This window comes from Campylobacter concisus (genome assembly GCF_003049705.1).
In the GTDB taxonomy this organism is placed as follows: domain Bacteria; phylum Campylobacterota; class Campylobacteria; order Campylobacterales; family Campylobacteraceae; genus Campylobacter_A; species Campylobacter_A concisus_AR.
In genome coordinates this window covers 13,136-33,721 of the sequence record NZ_PIRF01000002.1, presented here as the reverse complement: position 1 = coordinate 33,721, position 20,586 = coordinate 13,136, and the positions used below count along the sequence as shown (strand labels likewise).

Here is a 20,586-nt window from a genome sequence, read left to right as displayed (position 1 = left end):
AAATTTTTATAAATTATTGGAAGTAAGAGAGTGAAGTAGCTCCAAATTTTTTAAATTTTACAAGCTTAAATGCAAAAATTTCATCGCTAAATTTAAAGTCGCTGTTGTGCTCAAAAACTATCATATAAATTTTCTCTTTTTTTAGCTGTGAGATTAAATTTACAAGCTTTTCGTAGATATCATCAAAGCCAGCTCTTATATCAAATGGCGGATCAAGATAGAGCAAGACCTTGCCATTTTGAGAATTTATAAGATCAGGCAAGACAGAAAAGGAATCACCATTTATCGCTTTTAAATTTGAGCACCCTAGGCTTGCAAGGTTGCTTTGCGTGATCTTAAAAGCGGCTCTGTCTTTTTCGATAGCGATAGCCTCACGTGCTCCGTTGCTAACGGCCTCGCTTGCCATCACACCACTTCCACCAAAGCCCTCTATAAATGTAAGCGAGTAAATTTCATCTCTAATGACGTTAAAGAAGGACTCCTTTACGATACTTTTTGTGCTTCTAGTCGTGCTTAGACTTGGTAGTTCAAGCCTTTTGCCTTTAAATTTACCACTTGAAATTTTAGTGTAAAGCTTCACTGATTTGCCCTTAAAATTTCAAGCAGATCGGCTTTAAATTTATCTATCAAAAGTGAAATTTTCTCTTCTAAGCCCTTTTCATTTTTAGCTTCATTTAGCTCATTTGCTTTTGAAATTTGCATAGCTGAGTAAAATTCTTCAAGCGTATCAAGAAGTGCCATTTTGGTAAAAGGATGAGAAAGATGAGCATTTTTTCCTATTATAAATAGTGGTTTTTTTGTCGCAATCTCGCGGTCACTCACTACAAAATCACAATCCTTATGATGAGCAGCTAAATTTCCACAAAAAAGCAGCAGTGTCTTTTGAAGTAAAATACACTCGCACTCAAATGAAATTTTCATATCTCTTCCTATAAATTTTTGCTCGATTTTAGCCTAAATAATCAAAAATTTATATAAACACTAAAGGATTTTAAAATTTTACCGATGTAGAAACTAACGTAAGTTTTAAGGAGTAAAACTATGGAAATCTTTAAGGCAGCAGCAAATCAGGTACTAGATACGAGCATGAGCACATCTGCTCAGCGTCAAATAGACAGCAGACCTATTGAGCATTCTGATATAAAATTAAATGCTGATAAAAACAATGAAACCAAAGATGTTAACGAGCTAGACGGACTTAGCAACGAAGAGCTTGCCAAAAGAACAAGAGAGGTCACCGATAGACTAAACTATCAAATGCAGCAGCTCGATACTAATGTAAGATTTGCTTACAACGAGAAGCTAAATTTAATGGTCGTGCAAGTAAAAGACGCTAAAACTGGCGAGGAGATAACACAACTTCCAAGCAAAGAAGCTATAAGAATAAGTGAGTATTTCAAGGAAAGTATCGGAATACTTTTTGACAAGGAGAGTTAAAAATGGCAGTAGGTAATGTAACAAATTTAGGCATCGGCACAAAAAATAGCGGACTAAATGATGATCTTATCAAGAAATTAAAAGAAGCAGATGAAGCAGGACAGATCAAGCCTTTAACAAAAAGGCTAGAAAGAAATGACCTAAAGCAAAAAGACCTTGCAGCGCTAAAAACTCTAGTTAGCAACGTAAATGTAAGTGGTAAAACACTTGGCGGAGAGGCACTTTATCTAAAAAGAACTACAAATAATGCTGGCAAAAGCGTAACAGCCTCAGCAGCAAATGGCGTTAGCGTGCAAAATTTTAGTATCGATGTGCAAAAACTTGCTCAAAAAGACACATTTCAAAGCTCAAATTTCAAAAACACTTCAAGCTTAGTAGGTGCGACAAATAACGGCTCTTTTGACGTTGAAATCGATGGACAAAAATTTTCTATTAGCGTAACTAGATCAACCACATATCAAGATATTGTAGACAAGATAAATGATATCAGTGGCGGTAAATTACAAGCTAGAATTTTAAATGTTGGCGGAGATAAGCCAAATCAAATCATGCTTCAATCAGGCAACACTGGTGCAACACAGACTATTAAATTTTCAAATGATACGGCTGGTGTTTTAGATAAGCTTGGCTGGGATAGTACACAGTTTCAGGATAAAGATGCAAATGGCACTCTACTAACAAATCCTGATGGCACACCAAAGATGACATCAAATTTTGAAAAAAATAGAATTTTAAAGGCACAAGATGCGGAATTTACATATAACGGAGTAAATGTAAAAAGAAGCAAAAACACCTTCAACGACTTAAGGCCGGGAATTTCTATTACATTAAATGAAACTGGTAAAACAAACGTAAGCGTCTCTCAAGATACAAAAGAGGTAATAAAAGCGGTTGAAGAATTTATCAAAGACTACAACCTAATGACCATGAACCTTGGTATAGCTACAAAATATGACGAGGAAAAAGGAGCTGGCACTTTCCAAGGCGTTAGCGAAATTTCAAGCTTAAGATCAAACATTGGTCGTCTTGTAAATGGACAAGATAGCGAAGGCAAAGCATTAAGCAAATATGGCATAGTGCCTGATAAAGACGGACAGCTTCAGCTTGATCTAAATAAACTAAATGCAGCTCTTAGCAAAGATCCTGAAGAGATTCAGAAATTTTTCATGGGATCAAGCAAGATCGAGCCAATAAGCTATATGGGAGCATCGACTGTTAGCGCTGGAGCACTAGACATAAAAGCTGGTGATCTTACGATAAACGGCAAGTCAGTTACATTCTCAACTACAGCCACAGCCACAGCCGAAGAGAACGCACTAAAGCTTCAACAAGCTATAAATGACGCTGGCATAACTGGGGTTACAGCTAGTCTTGATAAAAGTGGCAAAAGAATCGTCTTAAAAAGAAGCGATGGCGAAAATATCGAGGTAAAAGGTAAAAATTCAGCCTTAACAACTCTAGGCATGAATGAAGCTACTATAAATCCAGTAACCAAAAAGACAGATGGGCTATTTACAAAGTTAGCTAAAATGCTTGATGGTGTCGTTGGCAAAAGTGGCACGATGGTTGCTATGCAAAATCAGTTAAAAGACGAAAACGAGTCGATCACAAAAAACAAAGAGAGCACACAAAAGCTTTTAGATGAGAAATACACAACAATGCAAGAGCGTTTTATTAAGTATAACGCTATCATCGCGAGTTTAGAAAATCAGTTCTCAACACTAAAATCAATGATCGATGCAGAGATAAATAGCAGAAAATAAGAGAGAAAGATGAATCAAAGTGCATATAGTGCATACGCACAGTCTAGTTTTGGGGGCATAGAGTCCCCAACTAAATTAATAGAAATGCTTTATGATGGAATTTTAAAATTTATATTTCGTACAAAAAAGGCGATAGAAGCTGGAGATATAGAGAAAAAAGTTTATTATATTAATAGGACAAACGCTATTTTTGTTGAGCTTTTAAATTCGCTTGATTATTCTCAAGGCGACGTAGCTCACTATCTTAGCGGCCTTTATACAAGACAAATGCAGCTTCTTGCTATGGCAAATATACAAAACGATGTCGCAGCCTTAAATGAAGTAACCAATGTCGTAAAGCAACTATCTGAAGCATGGAGAGAGGTAACTTCAGGTGAATAGTTGGATCAATGAATTTAAATTAGCATTGATAAACGAAGACACGAGCAAGATAGCTGCTTTGTCAGAAAATTTTAGTGAAGATATGTTTACAAGCCTAGCTCTAGCGCAAGAAGCACAAGCACTAATTGGCGGTGCAATAGAGCTTTTAAAAAGCAAGTCTTCACACATCCAAAATGAGCTTATAAAACTACAAAAAGCTCAAAAATACGTAACAAACTAATCTGTTTTTATAAATTTAAAGGCACGGCGTTAAGCCGAGTTCTGTCTTGAGCGATCATTTATCTACGCTTGCTTTTACAAACAAGCTCTAGCGAAGGGTTTTAATATAAGACCAAAACCATCCCTTCTTGCTGCAGGTTGGGTTTATATGGCCACGCAAGTTACCAAGCGTGCCGGTGGGCTCTTACTCCGCCGTTTCACCTTTACCGCCGAAGCGGAAGTCTACTTTCTGTTACACTATCCCTTAGGTTTCCCTAGCCATCCGTTAGATGGAACCTTGTCTTATCGCAGCTCGGACTTTCCTCTTTTTCAAAAATCAAAAGCGATCGCTTACCGTGCCAGAGCGAAATTATAGCGGCTTTGGCTTAAATTTCTAGCTTTAAAAGCTTTAGACTTTTAACTTTATGTTTTTTATTTAAAAGGCAGATTTGCAAACAGATAGAGTGCTTTGAGTAAATATTTAGCGTATGTTTTGTTAAAAATTTATCTCAAAGCGCAATAAATTCAGCATTATTTATAGGTCGTAAATCGTACAAATTCCCAAATTTCTCCATTATCTCGTGCGTGGCCTGCGTAAAAGGCTCGCAACCAAAGTGCGGTACGATGTAAAAATCAACCAAATTTAACCCTGTAAAATCACTCGTTTTCGCGCTATTTTCATCCATCAGCGTAGCATATCTCGTATCTGGTGCGGCCACGATCGCTCCCGCCGACTCACCGATATAAATTTTGCCCGCTTTGACTGCATTTTTTATAGCTTGGGCGGCACACGATTTTCGCAGCTCGTTAAGCAGATAAAATGTATTTCCACCGCTAACGTAAATGATATCACACTGACTAATGGCAGATAAAATTTCATCTTCACAAGATGGCTCATCTTGGCTAGATACTAGTGCCGCCGAATTCTTGGCGCAAGAGACGTCAAGGCGTCTTAGCTTCGCACCAAAATTTTCTAAAATTTCCACCGCTTCGCCGACGTAGAAATTTACCTCTTCAAATTTGGCCGCAGTATCTATAAAAACAATATCTTTGCCTTGAAAATTTACCACTTCATTAATCTTGCTCGCAACCTCCGCAAAGTAAGAGCAAAGAAAAATATTTGCCATTTTTAATCCTTTTAAAATATAAATTTGTAAACCCATTATATCCAAACGAGCCTAAAAACGCTTGTATTTCACGTCGCTCGCGTCTTGCTCCACGGATAAATTTTAGCAATTTAAGATATGGATGTTGGTATAAAAATTTGATAAATTTTTCCTCAAATTTGAGCTTAAAACGACAATGTAAAGTTTTTGCACCGCTTGGCTCACAGCTTTTAAAGAGCATTAGGCGAGGCAGATTTTGATTTACAAAATTTAAGAAAGTTAAGGCGAAGTTTTGCGAGATGGTTTTAAATGTTTTATGTGCCACTATGCTCGGTAGCTAAACAAAAGAAGTAAATTTCGTCCAAAAATAAGGCATACAGCCTATCGCAGAGTAAAATTTATACTCTGCTTGCACTTGCGAGCATAGATGCAAAAATCATTTAAAAGCGCTCGCAAGACAAGCCGCCGCCCTACTCAAAGATATTTTTATGCAAGATTTCTTCTAGCACAACAGTCGCGTAGCTTCCTTTTTGCAGCGTAAAATTTATCGTAAAGTGCGCTTTTTCCTCGTTATATTTGTAGCTCGTATCCTCCAAATAGCACCACGCAAAGCGCCTTGAGCCCGTCATTTTAGATTTATATTCATTTGCCTGCGCGAAAATTTGATCCTCAACCATTCTCGCCGCACCCTGCGCCTCATACGCCTTCGCGCCCGCGATCAACCCGCAGCTAGTGATATCTCTAGCGTCAAAGCGCGCGCCCTCTGCGTCCAAATCCTCGCACAAAAAGCACTTGCCGTGCGGATAGTGACCCAAAACTTCGCCCTCAATTAGCTTAAAAAATCTCTTTTGCGATTTTAAATTTTTCAAATTTTCGCCGCTCAGATACGGGTAAATTTGAGCTAGCTCAGAGAGGCTAAAATCCTGCGCAAATCTCGAAATCTCCACGCGTTTGCTAAGCCAACGGTTAAAAAGATCGCTTTGATATGCCGAGATCAAAAAGTCGTTTAACTTTGGATTTTTACTCTTTTTGCCGTTTATCGTCCCGTTTTTAAGTAGCTCCAGTCCAGTTTCAGCATTATCGCCAAATTTACCAAAACGCTGATAGCCAAAGTAGTTTGCATAGCCCATTTTATCGATACTAACAAATGCTTGCTCTAGCTTTTTGGCATTACTTGGTAGCACCTTTTTTAAGCGAATGAAAAAGCTATTTCCCTTTAGATGTCCGATGCGAAGCTTATTTTGATGCACATTTAGGCTTAAAATTTTCATCTTTTCGTGACTAAAGTTTGCTAGATTGCTCTCAAATTTACGTGGCATCGAGATAAACTGAGTCGTCATGCCTTGCTTGTCCTTTAGCCCAGCGTAGCCAAAATCACGCATCTTAGCTCCTGTAACCTCGCTTAAGACATGCAAGGCCTCTTGTGTCGTCATATCTTTTTTAGAAATTTCAACGATTAAGTGCTCACCGTCACCGCTAAACTCATAAAGTGGTATTTCGCGCACGACAAAATCATCTGAATTTTTAGAAAAGTAGGCCTCGATAGGCGCATGAGTGAGTGCATAAAGTGGCTTAAAAGTGGTGGCTTCTTGCATTTTGTCTTAACCTTTTGTGTGAAATTTTTGCAAAGATACTAATCTTTGTCCTAGTTTTTGCGGCAATCCTTTTAATAGCATTTAAATTTTTAGGACTAAAGGTAAATAAAACCTCGTACTCCTCGCCGCTACTAAGCTCGGATCTGCTTAGTTTTTTTGTAAATTTAGCGCCCTTTTTGCTAGCTTTTAAAAGCCTAACAAGATCAGCATTTAGTCCATCTGAGATATCCATAGCGGAGTTTATAAGATGAGCTGCTTCGTAAAAAAATTTATCTCTTAAGATAGGCTTTTTAAACCGTGAGTTTTTTGAAATTTGGCCAAGCCTAAGAAGTGAATTTAGCCCCTTTTGACTACCTCCAAGCTCGCCTGTAAATGCCACCAGATCGCCAAATCTAGCATTTTTTCTAATCACAGCTTTACCATTTAGCTCGCCAATTACACTAACACTTATATTTAAAATTTTACTACTTATCGTGTCGCCACCGATTATCTTTACGCCAAACTCTTCGCAAGCTCTGTTTATGCCGCCACTTAGCTCTTTAATTTGCTGCGGCGAAAAATTCTTTGGCAAGCTAAGTCCAAGAAGCACAAATTTTGGCCTAGCATTCATCACGATCGTATCTGAAAAATTTACGATCATCGCCTTATAGCCGATCTCTTCAAGGCTTAGCCAGCCATGCTTAAAGTGCGAATTTTCAGCAAAAATATCCTTGCTAAAGACCTGCTTGCCAAGCACGGCCGCATCATCGCCAATATAAGCGTTACCAAAGCATTCAATCGTGAAATTTTCTTTATCCATCGGGCCATTATAATGAAACTCCTTTTAATTTTAGGATAAAATAAGCCAAAAAAGGAGCCAAATGCAAAAAATAGAAATTTTTAGATTTAATGCAAAAAAGGATATTTTGTCGTATTTTAAACCATATTTTTTAGAAATTTTAGATTACACAAACCTTGACGAGCTATTTTTGCATGTTAAAAAAATTGATCCCTATTTTCAGCCAATAACTGGCTTTGTGAAAGTAAATGATGTCGTAGTGAGCACTGCTGAACCATTAGTAAATTTATATAAAAAAATTGCAGACGAGCTTGTGATTTCGCCACTTGATGAAAAAAGAGCGGTTTTAGATCTTGAGATAAACGATGATGACTTTTGGGAGAAATTTAAGCCATTTGATAAATTTTGCGATCAAGCAGACAAAGAATTTTATGCAAGCTTAAAGCCATATTTTTATGCTGATTTTGTGAGAGACTATGAGCCAAATTTTATAGGTGCAGCTGCTATCATACTGGCTCAACATCTTTATAAGAAAGAAAAAAATGATGAGATCATGAGGCTTATCAACAATGAAAATGGTATTTTGATAGCTTACAAGATTAATGATTTTATCTTTGGTGGAAGCGAAATTTATAACGAAGCGATTAGGTTTTTTAAAGAAATTTTAGAGATAAAAGAGAATGAAACCTCAAAAAATGAGCTTGAAAAGATAAAGAGCTTGGATAAATTTAAAGAGTTCAAAATAGCCGTAAGCGATAAAATCCCTGTAAATTTAGATAAATTTAGAGCAAATTTTATAAATCTAAACATCAAAATTCCTTGTGGATTTGAACTTTTAAAAGTAAACGAAAAGCTTGCATTTGCACTTGCAAGTAAGATTATTTTTAATGCGTTTGATAGTGGGGCTGATTTTTTACTAGCTAGCAATGAGGCTGAGTTTTATATATTTGACACGCTTTCAAAAAAGCTTGAAAAATTTACAAACAGAAGTTTGCAGGATTTTTATATTTTAAGAGTTAGCGAACTGATCGAGCTTGAAAATGGCAAAATTCCAGGAAGCCTAAAAGAGCATACGCTAAAAGTAAATCTAGTCTAAAACTAGAGAATTTATTTTTGCAAAGTCGCATTTTGCTCGCTTAAGGCTTCTTCTTTTTCGTCTTCTTGCCTTATCTCATCGTACCTTGCTTTGGCGTTTTCATAAACACCAGCTGGAAGGCTTATGTTTAAATCGTCCCTTAAGCTCATCACATCATCGCAAGCATTTTGGTAGCCAAGGTCGCAGCTTTTCATATAATAACTCACGCCAAGCTCGATATTTGAGTGTTTTTTTAGATCACTATCCATTTGCTCATTTATCTCTTCATTTACAAACATATCACCCAAAGCCTCGCACGAAAGCACATCTTTTTGCTCACAGCCATCATAGAAAATTTCATACGCAGTTGCGTAATCTCCGGCATTTAGCGCCTCAATACCTCTGTCATAATCATCGATGTCAAAGCTAAATGCTAAACTTAAAGCTAGGATTAAAAAAACTATCTTTTTCATATAAAGCTCGGTGCATCGTTTGAAAATAGTATGAGATCGCCAGCACGCGTATTTTGAGCTAGAATTTCTTGCATTTTATTTTTATCCTTTAAGATGATGATCTTTGGCTTTATGATGTGTTTTAGCAAAACTTCGGCGTTTAGTGAGCTTGTAATGATGACAAGATCGAAAATTTCATTTATCACCTTGGCTAAACTTGCATTTTGCTCCGCATCACTTTCTACGATACCAGGTGTTAGCAGCACTTTTCTGCCAGCATAGGTGCTTACTAGCTCGTAGCTTGCGCTCATGCCTGAGAAATTCCCATTAAAACTATCGTCAATTATCAACTTACCGCCAGCCTCGATCTTGCTTAGGCGGTGCTCGACGTTTTTCATCTTAGATAGCGCTCTATCTACCGCCTCATCGCTCATTTTTAGGTATTTTGCCACCTTTATACAAACGGCTAAATTTGTAGCATTAAATTTACAAAGCAGCGGCGAAGCGTAACTCTTGTCATCAAGCATAAATGAAATTCCATCTAAATTTGCATTTATATCTTTTAGACTTTCATCGTAAATTTCTAAATTTTGGCTTGGCTCTTTCTTTGTCGAGCTATGTAAAAATGCCATTTGCAAACGAGCGCTTTGAAGTGCTTCAAGCTTGGTAGAGCGGATATTATCAAGCGTTTTAAAATACTCAATGTGCTGTGCGCCGATCTCGCCAACGATGACGATTTGCGGGTTTAGAAATTTTGTGATCTCTAGGATGTCGCCCTTTAGCCTAGCACCTGCTTCTGCGATGTAAATTTGCGTTTGCTCGCTTAAATTTTCATTGATGTCTTTAATTATGCCAGCCATTGTATTTACACTGCGTGGTGTTTTATAGCAGACGAAGCTATCTTTTAAAATTTCAAATAAGAAATTTTTGATACTAGTTTTGCCGTAGCTTGCTGTGATCAAGATGATTTTTAGATCTTTATTTGCACCCAGTTTTTTAAGTGCCTTGTTTTTAAAGCCTTGAAATTTTATCTTTTCTAAAATTTCACTAAAAAATAGGCTCACAACCAAGACAAAAAGTGGCATCGGAGCCAAAAACGCCTTGTGAATGATGAAATTTAGAGCGTAGTTTAAGATAATAGCGCAAGTAAGGATTACAAAAAAGTGCTTGATCCTGCCAGTAATTACTAGCTTTTTATCAAGCTTTTTGTGCCAAAGATAAAGAGCTGGCAAAAGTGCAAAGTAAAAATAGATAAAAAACCACTTGCCAGTCATGTAAAATAGCACCAAAGGCACGATGAAGAAAAGGACGTGCCAAGCAGGCTTTGTGAAGTGAAAGAGTACGCGCTCAGGCCTATATGAAAACCACTGAAAGCAAGTAATCACATAAAAAGCGAGCGCAAAGATGAACAAAACTGTGCTTATGCTTAAAAATATATTCATCTTATCTCCTCAATACCGCTCTCATCGTCAAGTACAACATTTTTTGCTTCATTTGGCTCAAAATTTATCCCTTTTTCTATCTCGTCACTTATAAATTTAGCGTGAAGTAAAAAGAAAAAATGATCACCACTAAGCGGAAAAAATGAACTATTTTTTATGAGCTTATGTATACTCTCCCCGCTTGTTATGGGCGTTGCCTTATCATTTTCGCCCCAAAATATCAAAGCTTTGCCACTAAAGCTGGCAAAATGCTTTGTAAAATCCTCATCAACGACGTTTTTTAGGGTCTCATACATCACTCTACTCATACCGCTTACATCTTTTGTGGCAAAGAGTTTATAAAATTTTCCAAATCCAAAAAGCTTAAAAATTTTAAAAATAGTGATCTTTGCGCGCACGATAAATGGCTTTTTAACAACTATACCGGCTGAGCTTAAAAGCACAAGATGTGGCGGTTTTAGAAGCGTTGCGACCTTGCCACCAAAGCTATGACCTACGATGATATCTGGCTTTATGCCAAGCTCATCACAGAAATTTTCAACAATTTTTGCATAATCGCTTGTTTTTAAAGGATCAGTAATTGAGCTTTTACCAAAGCCTGGCATATCGATATAAACGTGGCACAGCTCGCTCAAATATGAGCCAAAAGCTTTTTTCATTATCTCTTTATTAGCGCCCCAGCCGTGCAAGAAAAGCACTATTTTTTTACATTTTGGATTTACTACTTCGTAGCTGATCTCATACTCGTCTGAGCCGTATTTTACCGCCCTACTCGCCATCGTTCTCTCTTTTTTTTGCAGTATAAATACTCTCAAGCACGCTCACTGCTTCGCAAAGGCGCTCATACTCTTCCATATTTAAAAGCACCGCTTCAAATTTATTATTTTTAACGATGACAGCGCGCTTTAGCTCGCTAGCTCCCACACGAGAAAGGACAGAGCTAAAATTTCTAACCACCTCAGTTGCCGTATAAATTTCATCTTTTGTAAAAGTTACCATTGTCGCTCTTTGTGTAAAATTTTACGTAAAATATCACAAACTACTTTATAATCTACTAAATGGTCTAAATTTTCCCGCGACCTTTTACTGAAGTGATCGAGTTTATGAAGCTATAATCGATCTTTATATTACGCTCTCTTGGAAGTGAGTTTGCAAGAGCATTTAAAGTACTCTCAAAATCCTCAAATAGATAGTTTGCAAGGCTTCCTGGATTTGGATTTATCTCATTTAGATAGACCTCATCATCTATCACAAAAAAGTCGCATCTAATGATCGCTCCGTCAAATCCACAATCATAAATTTTTGAAAAGTTAAATTTAAGCTTTTGCTTTAGCTCTTCAGAAATTTCAGCCTCTTTTACCTTGTTTTCATTTGAAAAGCTAAGATATTTTTGCTCGTAGTCAAGAAATTCTTTCTTTTTTGGCTCTTCGATGATAGAAAATTTTATCTTTCCATCTATCTTACAGCCTGCAAGGTTGTACTCTTTTACTCCCTTTATAAAAGGCTCGACAAGCACATCCTTGTCAAACTCAAATGCTACGTCTTTTGCATAAGCTAGTTCGCTGGCGTCATGCACTATATTTACGCCGATGCTACTTCCAAGTCTTGCTGGCTTTAAGATAATAGGATAGTGAAATTTTGGCTGGCTCTCACGAGTTAGCATCTCATAATCAAGCATCTTTACACCAGCTTTTTGCGCTAGAAATTTAGTAAGCTCTTTGTTGTAGCTAAGTGCGCTTGCTTCAAGCCTTGGACCTATATATTTTATGCCGTAAAAGTCAAAAAGTGCCGCTATCTTGCCATCTTCACCGTCCATGCCGTGGATCAAATTTACAATAACATCGCACTCTACTTTTTTATCGCCAAAGAGAGAGTGTATGAAAAATCCACCCTTAGACAAAATGAGCTTTTTTGAATTTTTGTATTTACCAGAGCTAAAGAAATTTGCTCTCATATCTTTTTGCTCAATAAGATAAAAATCTCTATTTGTGTCGCAAAATATAAATTTTAGCTCTTGTTTTAGGACATTTTTTAAAACTATCGCACTAACTATGCTTATCTCATGTTCATAGCTCTTTGCTCCAAATACCACACCTAAATTCATCTTTTTAATCCTTATCCTAATTTTTTTAATGCTTCTTTTATAAGATCGCTCGTATTTTCACTCTTGCACTCAGGCAAAATTTTCACTATCTTCTCACGTTTAAAGCCAAGCGCCTCAAGTGCCAAAAGTGCCTCATTTTGGTAGCTTGGCACGCTCTCATCACTTATAAGTTTTGCGTCGCTTAGCTCGGCTATTATGCGTCTAGCCGTCTTTGGTCCGATGCCTGGCACGCTTTTAAAAGTGTCAGCATCGCCGCTTATTATGGCATTTGTAAATGCTTGCGAGCTAAGACTTGAGCAAACTGCCATAGCCGTGCTAGCTCCGATGCCATTTAGCTTTATAAGCATCTCAAACATCTTTTGCTCGTTTGCGTCTAAAAAGCCGTAGAGTAAATTTGCATCCTCTCTTATGATCTGTGTTATGGCAAGCTCGACTTTTTCGCCCTTGCTAAGCTTGGCCGAGCAAAAAAGCGAGATAAAAATTCCATAGCTTACGCCGCTATTTGTTTTAAGTATCACAAATGCGGGATCTTTTCTGCTGACGATACCTTCGATCGCTTTTATCATCATTTAACCTTTTATTATTAAAAATTTGTATCTGTGTAGTCTTCTAATTTATTTGACTTTTTGATCTTATACTCAGCCTCATCGCCATCGCAGATCTTCTCCAAAGTAATAGCATGAGCGGTTTCATTTTGTTTTGAGATATAAGTGACATTTTGTGGAGGATCAACGATAACAAATCTAATCTCATTTAGTTCAACCCAGTTGCCTCTATTTATCACTTTTGCAGAAAATATTCCATTTTGCATGATCTCAAGCTCATCTTTTAGAGTAGCTAGCAACTCTTTTTTATCTTTAAAAATTTTTAACAAAGTGTTATATTCATTGACTAGACCTTGATACTCTTTTAGCTTTTTCATAAAGGTAACTGGCGGTATCACTTTAGCTTTTGAGAGCTCTTCTACCTTTGCTTTTATGGTATAAATCGAGTCTTTATTTTCATTTATGACATTTTTCTTTGTTTCAATATTTTTTAGAAGTGAGGCAAGCTCTGCTTTTGTATATTCGATCTTATTTAATTGCTCTTGCGTAGCCTCAGCACTTTCAGGCATTTTGCTAGTATCGATTATAAATTTATTGTCAGTGCCCCTTAGATATCTTACGTCTATTAAGTGTGAAGCTGTGATAGTGCAGTTTGAGCCAAGCGTATTTATTTGGATATTTTGAGCAGTTATAGAGCCACCAACGACGCTATTTATCTTAACTCTTTTTGCTACGACGTTTCCGCCTTCTAGCCTATCTATCTCGACATTTTCAGCTTCAACCTTACCGATATGGATAGAAATTTTTGCATTCTTTGCATAAATTTTAGCCTTTTGGTGTGTTTGACCGCCGATTATTACTTCATTTGCTTTAACCATCGCATTTGCACCGACATTTCCTTTAACCTCGATCTCGTCAGCCTCCACGATGATACCAGTGCCGATGGCATCTTTTATAGTATCGGTTTCCCTAACCACCAAAGTCACATTTGTATCAGTACCTGCTTGAATAGAGCCAGTTGTTTTAAAATTTGCTTCATTTATCTCTATACGCTCTTCAATATCAAATGAGCCATTTTTCTCAACTACATATCCTGATTTTTTAGCGATATATATTATGCTATCGTCATTTTCTACTCTCTCTATATTTTCGCTTATACTTATCTCTTTGCCAGTATCTTCTTTTGGCTTTTCTACTGCTAATAATTTGCCTCTCGCATCACGGCCATTTTGCCCTTCGTGAGACTTTTTCTCTTCCATTATCACTTCATCTTGTGCCACGCCAAAAACAAAACCTCTATCAGCGTAATCAATCTTATCTTCCTCTTTTATCGCATCAAGTTTATCTTTGTAGTAGTAAAGTATCTTTGCATCGGTAGCTTTTTTTGGATTTATACCTTGTGTTATGTTTAGTATGTAGTCTTTATCAAGTTCGCCCTTTACATGCACAACTGAGGCGATTTGTTTTAACTCGTCTTTTAGTTTGCCAATCCTTATACCTATTAAAATTTGAGCTTTCATAAGCTGTTTGGCGATATATTCAAAAAGTTTATCTTCGTAATGCTGTTCGTATTCACAATCTTTTGTAGCTTTTACCTTTGCGACTACTTTTGTAACTGTTGAATTTACGCCGATTTCTATCTTTGGAAGCTTTGGCACAGCATTTAGCCTAACATCAAAAAATTCCACATCATAGACCTGCTCGATCTCTAGCGTCTCGTCAAGATAAAATGTGTTGTCATCAAAAAAGCTTAAATTTTCTTCAGGGACAAAAACTGGCTCGACGTTATCTTTATTTTTGTAGTAAGTTAAGATATTTGAGAGTTTAAAGTCTATAAATTCCACCGGCACGCTATATTGTTTGCTTAGCTCTTTAAGCGATAGATAAGGCGTAGAAGTTTGAATTTGCGTTGGCGGTAAAAATCTCTCGTTTTCTTGCACGTTCTCGCTCAAATTTGATCCATTTCACATAAAATTTTGGCTCTTATTATCTCTAAAACTTTATTAAATTTGGGTTATGTAAGCTTTAAAGCATCTTTTGTTACTATTGCGTTTTAAATTTACTAGGTGGGCGATGTTTATAAAAGGCTTTTTTTCAAACTCAGTTGGCATCATGACTTCAAGGATTTTAGGGCTTATAAGAGATCTTTTAACGGCTTCTATCCTTGGTGCTGGCATATTTAGCGACCTTTTTTTCATAGCATTTAAGATACCAAATTTATTTCGCCGTATCTTTGGCGAGGGCGCTTTTACACAGGCATTTTTGCCAAATTTTACAAATAACAAGAAAAAAGCGATCTTTCAGGCTGAAATTTTCATCAAATTTCTACTTTTTATAGGCGTTTTGACGCTTCTTGTAAATTTATTTACGCCCTACTTTATAAAGATCATCGCAAGCGGTTTAAGCGAGCAAAATATCATAGATGCAGTGCCGCTTGTGCGTATAAATTTCTACTATCTAGCCCTTGTTTATATCGTCACTTTCATGGGTGCACTGCTTCAGTATAAAGGGCACTTTGCAACGACTGCGTTTTCTACTGTGCTACTAAATTTAGCCATGATCGCATCGCTACTTTTAGCTCGTGGCAAGAGTGAGAGCGTGGTCGCACTTTATCTTAGTTTTGGTGTCGTTGCAGGCGGCATCTTGCAGGTTTTGGTGCATCTAATCGCTATGAAATTTAACGCCTTAAATAAAATTTTTTGGGGTGGCCTAAGCGGATATTTTAAAGGCAAAAGAGCGCAGAGCAAAGGCTTTTTTATAAATTTCTATCACGGCTTGCTTGGCTCAAGTGCTATGCAGATAAGCGCATTTATGGATACTTGGCTAGCTAGTTTTTTGGTAAGTGGCTCAATAAGCTACCTCTTTTATGCAAATAGAATTTTTCAGCTCCCGCTTGCCATCTTTGCGATCGCACTCTCTCAGGCACTATTTCCAAAGATCACCAGACTTTTAAAGCAAAAAGACGAAGCAAACGCCATAGTTTGGACGAAAAAGAGCTTTTATCCGCTCCTTTGTGCCCTGCTAGCAGCCACGATCACAGGCGTTGTGCTAAGTGAGTTTATCATCTGGCTCTTGTTTGAGAGAGGGAATTTCGTAAGAGCAAACACCATTGAGTGCGCCAAGGTGCTAAGTGCTTATTTGGTGGGGCTTACGCCATTTGGACTGGCTAAAATTTTCTCACTTTGGCTCTACGCAAATATGAAGCAAAAAGAGGCAGCCAAAATTTCTATCATCTGCCTTGTGGCAAATTTGATCCTAGCTGTCATTTTGATGCAGAAATTTGGAGCAGCTGGCCTTGCATTTGCAAGCTCGCTTGGGGGATTTTTGCAGCTTATTTTATATATAAGAGCCTTTGGGGCTAAGCGATTTTTAGCTATAATCGAGCCTAAATTTATAGCCGCTATCGCTTTTGCGGCGGTTTTGCTCTATTTTGGTTTAACATTTTTAAAGGATATATTTAATGCGAATTTTTGATACTTCTAAAAGAGAAAAGGTTGAGTTTAGCCCGATCAAAGATGGCGAAGCTAGCATCTATCTGTGCGGTCCAACGGTCTATGACGACGCGCATTTGGGACATGCAAAGTCAGCCGTTAGCTTTGATCTTTTAAGAAGGGTCTTAAAAGCGCTTGGCTACAAGGTCAAATTTGCAAGAAACTACACCGACATCGACGATAAAATTTTAAATAAAATGGCGCAAACCGGACAAAGCCTAGAAGAGATCACAAGCAAATATATAGCACACTATGAGAGCGACATGGGCGCTTTAAACGTGCTTGATCCAGACTTTAAACCAAAGGCTACGCAGTGCTTGGAGGCGATCATTAACTACATCAAAGTGCTTATGGATAGAGGTGTGGCGTATAAAACGAGCGATGGAATTTACTTTGATACGAGCAAGGATAGTGGCTATTTTAGCATTAGCGGCAAGGACAACAACACCGATCTAATCGCACGCGTAGTATGTTTTTGCGAGAAAAGAGATGAAAAAGACTTTGTGCTTTGGAAATTTGACGAGAAATGGTACGAGAGCCCATTTGGCAAGGGTCGCCCTGGCTGGCACACTGAGTGCGTGGCGATGATAAGAGAATTTCTAAGCGATAAAGAAAATGATAAATTTGAGATCGACATCCACGCTGGCGGTATCGACCTACTCTTTCCGCACCACGAAAATGAAGCTAGCCAGTGCAGATGCGCCTATCACAAAAATTTAAGCAAATACTGGATGCACAATGGCTTTATAAAGGTAAATAACGAAAAGATGAGCAAGAGCCTAAACAACAGCTTTTTTGTAAAAGACGCCCTAAAAAACGTTCATGGCGAAGTGCTTAGATATTACCTGCTTACGAGCCATTATAGGGCTCATTTTAACTATTCAGATGAAGATCTAGTAGCTTCAAAAAAGAGACTTGATAAAATTTATCGCCTCAAAAAAAGAGTTGATGGCGTGCAAGTAGGCATGGCAAATGAGAGTTTTAAAAATGAGCTGCTTGAGGCGCTAAGCGATGATCTAAACGCTTCAAAAGCGCTTGCAAGTGTCGATGAGTTTGTAAAAACGGCCAATGAAAGACTTGATAGTAATCCAAAAGATAAAGCATATAAGGCCGAAGTAGCGGCAAATTTAGAGCTGATAGGCGAAATTTTAGGCATTGCTATCACAAACTATGTGGAGTATTTTCAGTTTGGCATAACTGGCGAGCAAAAAGAGCAAATTCAAAAGCTTCTTGATGAGCGCGCGGTAGCTAAAAAGGAGAGAAATTTCGCAAGAGCTGATGAGATAAGAGATGAGCTAGCAAAAATAAATATCTCTATCATGGATACGCCAAATGGCGCAGTTTGGGAGAGAAATAATGAATAATTTTGGCTTAAAAGATGTGCTAAAGCGCTTTGGCCCGTATTTTAAAGACTACATTCCACACTTTATCCTAGCCTTTATAGGTATGGGGCTTGCAAGTGGTGGAACAGCAGTCAGTGCGTATCTGGTGGAGCCAGTACTTAATAAAATTTTTGTTGAAAAAAACGAAACACTGCTTTATTTGTTACCATGTGCGATCATCGCTATTTATCTGTTAAAAAATATAGGCACATTTATGCAGGCTTATTTTACGGCATATATCGGCCAAGATACGATTAGAAGATTTCGTGAAAAGATGGTCGAAAATTTACTAAATTTGGACATGAAATTTTTTAATGATTTTAGAACAGGCGAGCTAATAAGCAGAACCACGAACGACATAGAGCGCATAAGATCTATTGTTTCAAGTTTCATACCTGAGCTTATTAGAGAGCTTGTAACTATCATGGGTCTGCTTTGTGTAGTCATATATCAAAGCCCTAAATTGGCGTTTTTTGCACTTGTGGTCATGCCAGTAGCCATTTATCCGATCTCGCGCCTTGCAAAGAAGATGAAAAAAATTTCAAAGCAGTCGCAAGAAAAGACATCCGATATCACTTCAGCCTTGAGTGAAATTTTTACAAATATCGAGATCATCAAGGCAAATAATGCCCAAAAATACGAGCATTCACGTTTTGTTGAAGAAAATAACAAATTTTTTAAGTTAAACCTTAAAACCGTAAAAATCGAGCAATTAGTAAGCCCACTAATGGAAACAATTGGCTCAATTGGCGTAGCTGCTGTCATCATAATAGGCGGCAAAGACGTCATCGACGGAAATATAAACATGGGTGCTTTCTTTTCATTTTTAACTGCGCTTTTCATGCTCTACACCCCTCTAAAACGTATCGTAAATATATACAATAAAATGCAAGATGCGATCGCTGCAAGCGAGAGAACCTTTTTCTTGATAGATAAAGTAAGCCAGATAAAAGATGGCGAAAAAGTATTAAGTGAAGAGATAAATTTAATTAAATTTAATGATGCCTGCCTAAGCTACGGCAATAAAGAGGTTTTAAAAGGTATAAATTTGGAGGCTCGTAAATCAGAATTTATAGCCCTTGTTGGCTCAAGTGGTGGCGGAAAAACCTCGCTCATGAATCTACTTATGAGATTTTACGACGTAAATAGCGGCGAAATTTTAATAAATGATACAAATTTAAAAGATATCAAGATCCACTCACTTCGCCAAAATATTGGCCTTGTAACACAGCGTGTCTATATCTTTAATGATACGATTGCTAAAAATGTAGCTTATGGCAGAGAATTTGACGAAGAAGCAGTCGTAAATGCTCTAAAAATGGCAAATGCCTATGAGTTTGTAAGCAAGCTTGATGATGGTATCCACACCATTTTAAACGAATTTGGCACAAACCTTTCAGGCGGTCAAAGACAACGCATCGCAATAGCAAGAGCACTTTATCAAAACCCACAAATTCTTATCTTTGACGAAGCTACTTCAGCGCTTGATAACGAGAGTGAAAAAGAGATCACAAAGGCTATAAACAACCTAAGAAACAAAAAGATCATCTTTGTCATCGCTCACCGTCTAAGCACGGTTGAGAGTGCTGATAAGATCGCGGTTTTAAGTGGTGGAAAGGTCGTTGATATCGGAAGTGATGAAGAGCTTAGCAAGAGAAATGAAATTTATGCAAAACTTAAAGGCAAAGCCTTAGTTTAAGGCGATTTTTGCTAAGATTTGCATAAATTTTTAGGCATTTTAAAGAGGTTAAAATGAGCTTAAACTACGATACTTTAAAATCTATATTTTTTAAATTTGATCCTGAAACTGCCCATAAAATAGCAGAACTTGCAATGATCGGAGCAAATAAAATTTTTCCAGGATCATTAAGCTTTGTAGCAAATAAGTGCGTGGTCGATGACAATGCACTAAAACAAAATTTATTCTCAAGCACTTATCACAACCCAGTTGGTATAGCTGGGGGCTTTGATAAAAACGCCACAATGTTTGAAGCGCTCACAGCTCTTGGATTTGGGTATTTAGAATTTGGCACATTTACTCCAAAACCTCAACCTGGCAACGACAAACCAAGACTTTTTAGGCTCGTAGACGAAGAGAGCATCCAAAATGCGATGGGCTTTAACAACGACGGCTGTGAGACTATTAAAAATAGAGTCAAAAAACTTTATCCTTATACTTTACCTATCTGGGCAAACATCGGTAAAAACAAGGTTACACCAAACGAAGACGCAATAAAAGACTATGAAATTTTAGTAAAGGAATTTAGTGAAATTTGCGACACATTTGTCATAAACGTCTCATCGCCAAATACACCAAATTTAAGAGCTTTGCAAGATGAGAGCTTCATAAAAGAGCTTTTTAGTGTCATTTTACCACTTACTAAAAAGCCAATCATCTTTAAAATCGCTCCTGATATGAGTCACGAAGATGCGATCAATCTTTGCAGCTGCGCTGTAGAAAACGGTGCTAGTGGCGTGCTTGTCTCAAATACAAGCGTTGATTACTCACTCTCTCACTCGTCAAATTTAAAGGATTTTGGCGGACTAAGCGGTAAGGTAATCGCTAAAAAGTCAAAAGAGATATTTAAAGCCGTGGCAGACGAGCTTTACGGCAAGACGACGCTTATCGCATGTGGCGGCATAGATAGCGGTGCAGAGGCTTATGAGCGCATAAAAATGGGAGCAAATTTGGTCCAAATTTTTACAAGCTTTATCTTTAAAGGGCCAATGATCGCAAGAGATATAAATTTAGAAATTTTAGAACTTTTAAAAAGAGATGGCTTTGCCTCTATTAGCGAAGCGGTCGGCATAGATGTTAAAAAATAAAAGGCAAAAGA

The 20,586-nt window shown here is 37.5% G+C and carries 21 protein-coding genes and 1 other RNA gene; 9 read left to right on the top strand and 13 right to left on the bottom strand.

Annotation, left to right across the window (positions count from 1 at the left end; all coding sequences use genetic code 11):
• Positions 1-13: 13 nt before the first annotated feature.
• Entirely contained in the window at positions 14-580 is a 567-nt protein-coding gene (rsmD, locus tag CVT05_RS02015) for a 16S rRNA (guanine(966)-N(2))-methyltransferase RsmD (RefSeq protein ID WP_107697662.1), read from the bottom strand.
• Positions 577-921, bottom strand: coding sequence for an ornithine carbamoyltransferase (locus CVT05_RS02010; RefSeq protein ID WP_087577118.1), 345 nt, complete (start codon positions 919-921; stop codon positions 577-579). The genes rsmD and CVT05_RS02010 overlap by 4 nt, the downstream gene beginning before the upstream one ends.
• Before the next feature lie 120 nt (positions 922-1,041).
• On the opposite strand from CVT05_RS02010, the gene CVT05_RS02005 reads away from it, so the two are divergent.
• From CVT05_RS02005 to CVT05_RS01990, 4 genes are read left to right on the top strand one after another with little or no spacing between them, the layout of a single operon-like run.
• Complete coding sequence (locus CVT05_RS02005; RefSeq protein ID WP_107697661.1) at positions 1,042-1,437, top strand: FlaG family protein; 396 nt, start codon at positions 1,042-1,044, stop codon at positions 1,435-1,437.
• Positions 1,438-1,439: 2 nt separating this feature from the next.
• Positions 1,440-3,200: a flagellar filament capping protein FliD gene (gene fliD / locus CVT05_RS02000; protein ID WP_107697660.1), complete on the top strand. Its 1,761-nt coding sequence runs from the start codon at positions 1,440-1,442 to the stop codon at positions 3,198-3,200.
• 9 nt (positions 3,201-3,209) lie between these two features.
• On the top strand, positions 3,210-3,581 hold the full coding sequence (gene fliS, locus CVT05_RS01995) for a flagellar export chaperone FliS (RefSeq protein WP_072594313.1): 372 nt from the start codon (positions 3,210-3,212) through the stop codon (positions 3,579-3,581).
• Entirely contained in the window at positions 3,574-3,801 is a 228-nt protein-coding gene (locus CVT05_RS01990; RefSeq protein ID WP_107697659.1) for a hypothetical protein, read from the top strand. The genes fliS and CVT05_RS01990 overlap by 8 nt, the downstream gene beginning before the upstream one ends.
• Before the next feature lie 14 nt (positions 3,802-3,815).
• Here CVT05_RS01990 and rnpB read toward each other — a convergent pair.
• From rnpB to CVT05_RS01970, 4 genes are all read right to left on the bottom strand, one after another.
• Positions 3,816-4,142, bottom strand: an RNA gene (gene rnpB, locus CVT05_RS01985) — RNase P RNA component class A.
• Positions 4,143-4,288: 146 nt separating this feature from the next.
• Positions 4,289-4,906: a Type 1 glutamine amidotransferase-like domain-containing protein gene (locus tag CVT05_RS01980; protein ID WP_159071212.1), complete on the bottom strand. Its 618-nt coding sequence runs from the start codon at positions 4,904-4,906 to the stop codon at positions 4,289-4,291.
• A gap of 449 nt (positions 4,907-5,355) precedes the next feature.
• Positions 5,356-6,480 carry a tRNA pseudouridine(13) synthase TruD gene (gene truD / locus CVT05_RS01975; protein ID WP_107697657.1) on the bottom strand — a complete coding sequence of 375 codons (1,125 nt, stop codon included), beginning with the start codon at positions 6,478-6,480 and terminating at the stop codon, positions 5,356-5,358.
• On the bottom strand, positions 6,458-7,279 hold the full coding sequence (locus tag CVT05_RS01970) for a thiamine-phosphate kinase (protein WP_107697656.1): 822 nt from the start codon (positions 7,277-7,279) through the stop codon (positions 6,458-6,460). Before CVT05_RS01970 ends, truD begins: the two co-directional genes overlap by 23 nt.
• A 61-nt stretch (positions 7,280-7,340) precedes the next feature.
• On the opposite strand from CVT05_RS01970, the gene CVT05_RS01965 reads away from it, so the two are divergent.
• Positions 7,341-8,354, top strand: coding sequence for a hypothetical protein (locus tag CVT05_RS01965; RefSeq protein ID WP_107697655.1), 1,014 nt, complete (start codon positions 7,341-7,343; stop codon positions 8,352-8,354).
• A gap of 11 nt (positions 8,355-8,365) precedes the next feature.
• On the opposite strand, the gene CVT05_RS01960 is transcribed toward CVT05_RS01965, so the two are convergent.
• From CVT05_RS01960 to CVT05_RS01930, 7 genes are all read right to left on the bottom strand, one after another.
• Positions 8,366-8,806: a hypothetical protein gene (locus CVT05_RS01960; protein WP_107697654.1), complete on the bottom strand. Its 441-nt coding sequence runs from the start codon at positions 8,804-8,806 to the stop codon at positions 8,366-8,368.
• A complete protein-coding gene (locus CVT05_RS01955; protein ID WP_107697653.1) occupies positions 8,803-10,227 on the bottom strand; it encodes a Mur ligase family protein in 1,425 nt (474 codons plus the stop codon). Before CVT05_RS01955 ends, CVT05_RS01960 begins: the two co-directional genes overlap by 4 nt.
• Positions 10,224-11,006, bottom strand: a complete 783-nt coding sequence (locus CVT05_RS01950) for an alpha/beta fold hydrolase (RefSeq protein WP_107697652.1) — start codon at positions 11,004-11,006, stop codon at positions 10,224-10,226. The genes CVT05_RS01955 and CVT05_RS01950 overlap by 4 nt, the downstream gene beginning before the upstream one ends.
• The gene (locus tag CVT05_RS01945; protein WP_107697651.1) at positions 10,996-11,226 is read right to left on the bottom strand and encodes a type II toxin-antitoxin system Phd/YefM family antitoxin; all 231 of its coding nucleotides are present in this window, start codon (positions 11,224-11,226) and stop codon (positions 10,996-10,998) included. The genes CVT05_RS01950 and CVT05_RS01945 overlap by 11 nt, the downstream gene beginning before the upstream one ends.
• Before the next feature lie 64 nt (positions 11,227-11,290).
• A complete protein-coding gene (locus CVT05_RS01940) occupies positions 11,291-12,331 on the bottom strand; it encodes a D-alanine--D-alanine ligase (protein WP_107697650.1) in 1,041 nt (346 codons plus the stop codon).
• Between the two features lie 11 nt (positions 12,332-12,342).
• A complete protein-coding gene (gene ruvA / locus CVT05_RS01935; RefSeq protein WP_021091363.1) occupies positions 12,343-12,897 on the bottom strand; it encodes a Holliday junction branch migration protein RuvA in 555 nt (184 codons plus the stop codon).
• A 17-nt stretch (positions 12,898-12,914) separates the two neighbouring features.
• Complete coding sequence (locus tag CVT05_RS01930; RefSeq protein ID WP_107697649.1) at positions 12,915-14,828, bottom strand: flagellar assembly protein A; 1,914 nt, start codon at positions 14,826-14,828, stop codon at positions 12,915-12,917.
• Between the two features lie 121 nt (positions 14,829-14,949).
• Between CVT05_RS01930 and murJ the strand changes: the two genes are divergently transcribed.
• Genes murJ through CVT05_RS01910 form a run of 4 tightly spaced genes read left to right on the top strand, consistent with a single transcriptional unit; the run spans position 14,950 to position 20,575 of the window.
• Positions 14,950-16,350: a murein biosynthesis integral membrane protein MurJ gene (gene murJ, locus CVT05_RS01925; protein WP_107697648.1), complete on the top strand. Its 1,401-nt coding sequence runs from the start codon at positions 14,950-14,952 to the stop codon at positions 16,348-16,350.
• Positions 16,337-17,731 (top strand): cysteine--tRNA ligase, encoded by a 1,395-nt coding sequence (gene cysS / locus CVT05_RS01920; RefSeq protein ID WP_107697647.1) that lies wholly within the window; start codon positions 16,337-16,339, stop codon positions 17,729-17,731. Before murJ ends, cysS begins: the two co-directional genes overlap by 14 nt.
• Positions 17,724-19,448 (top strand): ABC transporter ATP-binding protein, encoded by a 1,725-nt coding sequence (locus CVT05_RS01915; RefSeq protein WP_107697646.1) that lies wholly within the window; start codon positions 17,724-17,726, stop codon positions 19,446-19,448. The genes cysS and CVT05_RS01915 overlap by 8 nt, the downstream gene beginning before the upstream one ends.
• Positions 19,449-19,501: 53 nt before the next feature.
• On the top strand, positions 19,502-20,575 hold the full coding sequence (locus CVT05_RS01910; protein ID WP_107697645.1) for a quinone-dependent dihydroorotate dehydrogenase: 1,074 nt from the start codon (positions 19,502-19,504) through the stop codon (positions 20,573-20,575).
• Positions 20,576-20,586: the final 11 nt, after the last annotated feature.